The sequence below is a fragment of the Microcystis sp. LE19-84.1B genome (genome assembly GCF_027531875.1).
Taxonomy (GTDB): domain Bacteria; phylum Cyanobacteriota; class Cyanobacteriia; order Cyanobacteriales; family Microcystaceae; genus Microcystis; species Microcystis panniformis.
The window spans coordinates 1-3,545 of the sequence record NZ_JAPZSR010000481.1 but is presented as its reverse complement, the minus strand read 5'-3'; the positions used below and the strand labels follow the sequence as shown (position 1 = coordinate 3,545).

Below are 3,545 nucleotides of genomic sequence, written 5' to 3'. Positions count from 1 at the left end.
CTATTAGGGGTCGAGAAGGTCGTCACCGACCTCCCCTCCCATTCAGAACCGTGCATGAGACTTTCACCTCACACGGCTCCTAGTCTGATTGTTCCCTTGTTAAGGATACAACTTGACATCTTTTTGTTGACCTTGTATTATCTGCATTAACATCGGGTGATGTCGAATTAGATGATTTTAGGCTTCCATCAGATGCCGATTTATCATCGTGACAGTGGCGGTGTAGTAATTGAAGGTTCTTGTATTCGTCCTTTCCGCCTAAGCTGATAGGGTGAATGTGGTCAACTTCAATTAAATCTGATGGGGTAAAGTATTGTCCACATCGGCTACATTTGCCTTGTTGCTTCTTAAGTAGTTTGGCTACTCTAGTCGGTGTGTCGATTGCTTGTCCTCGTCTGGTTGCCCAGTAAGTCCAATTTCCGTCGAATGGTGAAGCGTCGGGGCGTACTAGGGTATGTCTGACAATTGGTGTCCAGTTATGTTTCCATAATTGATAACCATCTTTGGTTCGGAATAACCAAGATTCGTGTCTTTCTTTCCCATTGCTGAGATTGATTGTTCCCGGTCTAAAGTAGTTACTCAGCTTTTTGTAGTTCGCTTTACCGCATCTTGATACTGTCCATGCCCTTAACATTAACCAGATTGTGTAGTCTAGATTATTGAAGGTATCTGACGATACTACTCCTGAATAGTAGTTAGCCCAACCTCTAATGATTGGGTTTAATTGACTAATCAGGGCTGATTGAGGTGTTGTTTTGTGTTTTTTAATTACACCTTTAATCGCTTCTGTGTGGGCTTTAACTGCTTTTTGGCTAGGTTTGATGTGGGTTTTGTGACCGATTAATCCTTTTCCCCTACTTGTTTTCCCAGATTTGTATTTTCCTACTGGATATTGCCTAATATTGAATCCTAGAAAATCAAAACCGGGTTCTTCCATTTTTCCATTATATTCAATGGGGTTGAGCGTATGACACACTCTGGTTTTTTCTGGTTTGAGTTCTAATCCTATCGGTTTTAACCATTCGGAAATAGCAGTCTTGCACTGTTCAATGATTTCTAGTGATGGTGAAATCACTACAAAGTCATCAGCGTATCTTATTAAAACAGCTTGATTACCCTTCTTTTTGGGGAATAGTGTTTCGATTAATCTTGCCATTCCATCCAGTGCGATGTTGGCTAGTAGTGGACTTATTACCCCTCCTTGTGGTGTCCCGGTTTCTGTTTCTTCAAATACGCCGTTATCCAATACTCCTGCTTTAAGCCATTGTTTAATGTCTCTTTTCAGGGAACTTGGACAATGAAGTTTAGACAGCAAGAAATCGTGATTAATTCGGTCGAAACATTTGGCAATATCGGCATCTAATACAAAGTAGCTACCTTGATTGATGGTGATGTATATTTTTGATATTGCATCATGGGCAGACCTTCCGGGTCGAAAACCATAGCTGGTTCCTTCCATTTTTGACTCCCATTCTGGTTCAAGTGCCGATTTAATCAACGCTTGTCTAGCTCTATCTTTAATGGTGGGTATTCCTAGAGGGCGTTTTTCGTCCCTACCCGGTTTAGGAATCCATACCCTTCTTAGCGATTTTGCTTTAAGTGTTCCTTTGATTTCTTCGGTTAGATTTAGCCTTTGTTCTGGGGATATTGCTATCACTCCATCGACTCCTGCTGTTTTCTTTCCTTGATTGTCTTGGGTTACTTTGCGGACTGCTAATAGACGAGCATAGTATGATTTCACCAATAGACGTTGCAACTTTCTAACCGGGAGCATCCTGTCCCGATTTAGCCGCTTGGTATATTCTCTTTTGGAGCTTGAAAACATATCTTTGGATTTTACCCCAGTTGATAGCCTTCCATACATTCGTAGTCTTAGTGGTTTTCGGTTTCCCGAATCCTTTACCTTCTCAAGGGTTTTGTCATATAGACTCCTACTAGACTCTATCCTTACAGACAAACCGTAACCTTTTAGCATATCCTGACTATTACTGTCAAGCGTTGGCTTTTGGTTACATCTCACATCCTTGAAGACTTGCGCTTACACTTATCACTACTGGGTATTTCGACCTGTACCCAGAGCCTAAAAGGGTTTATTACGTTCCGTTTATATGGGCATTCCATCTTTAGATTTGTCCTATCCACCGGGGTACTTTTAAAGGTCTGTGTAGGTGTGGATTCAAAAACCCTTACTTTTCCCCTTGTTCTTTTGAACGCAGTGTATCAACCTATTTCACTACTGAATATTCACGATGGTTCAAGTCGGACATTCGGCTCACGCCTAATCATGGATGGTTGGCAGTGGTCTCGCTTCTGGTGTTAGGTAACACATCGGAGCCTTCCGTTCCCCGCTTCAGTCCCAGAGTTGTGATTTCTGAATCTGGGGGTGGCTATCGCCGTTACTCTCAACTTTGTAGCAATTGTAGATAATTGTTACAAAGTGTATTGACCTTGAGTCCCCTTGCCTAGTTTGGTATCAGGTGATACTAAACGTCGGGACATATAAACAGTTATAAGGTTGGTCAGGGTTGACCTATTAGATTCAGTCAGGGGACTGAAGACCTTACTAGGCGGTTATTTCAGGTATTTCAACCTTATTTCATGCCTAAACGTTTCGCACAATCAGTGATCAGTAAACAGTAATCAGTGAAAAGACAGCACTGTTACTGCCATTTGATCATGCACACTTAATACAGAGGGTTTGCGGCAAAAAGCTTTTCCTAGGGGCAGGGTGTGACCCCCCCCAACCCCCCCCCCGACATCGGGGGGGCAGGTGGGGTGTGGGGTGTGGGGTTTTATCGATTTTCAGGTGGTCAACTACCTAATTTTCAGGGAAAAAGTCCAGGAATTTTCCCCCCGATCCCCGCAATGGCTGGCACTTTTTGAGGGGACAAAAGTCTAAAAGTCTTGGCTCTTCGGTTTGTGTTATGCAATGGACGGGGGTTATAAGGGATGGAACCCTTATATAGAAAGGCATTTAGCGATTTTTGTCAATTGTTTTTGCTCTAGAGCGAACTAATCAATTAAGTCTCTTGCCAGATAAGGGTTTAGTCGATTTATGCCCCCCTATCGAACCATACCAAGTAACGAAGAACCCAAAATCTTTGTGGACAATGCTTTGAGAGGGATTGTTCCCCTGTCAGACTCAAAACTGATAACAAGGACCGAATCTCAGACCTAATTGGTTAAGCTAAAAGCTTTGATGTGCTTAGTTTCTAACCTTCTTTTTAGGTAGGAGAATTGTCAGATTCTGTCTTTTGCACGAGTGCCTGTTGCCTCTTGCCTTCAGAAGCTGATAACAAAGGCCGAATCTCAGACCTAATTGGTTAAGCTAAAAGCTTTGATGTGCTTAGTTTCTAACCTTCTTTTTAGGTAGGAGAATTGTCAGATTCTGTCTTTTGCACGAGTGCCTGTTGCCCCTTGCCTTCAGAAGCTGATAACTGATAACTGATAACTGATAACTGATAACTGATAACTGATAACTGATAACTGATAACTGACAAGGCTGGTACTATATAATAAAAAACGCTCTTTAGTTAGATATTGAG

General features: G+C 42.2%; 1 pseudogene. It reads right to left on the bottom strand.

Features of this window, described 5'->3' with window-relative positions:
- Window positions 1–79: 79 nt before the first annotated feature.
- Window positions 80–1,850: pseudogene (gene ltrA, locus O9324_RS26720) on the bottom strand (group II intron reverse transcriptase/maturase).
- Window positions 1,851–3,545 lie beyond the last annotated feature (1,695 nt).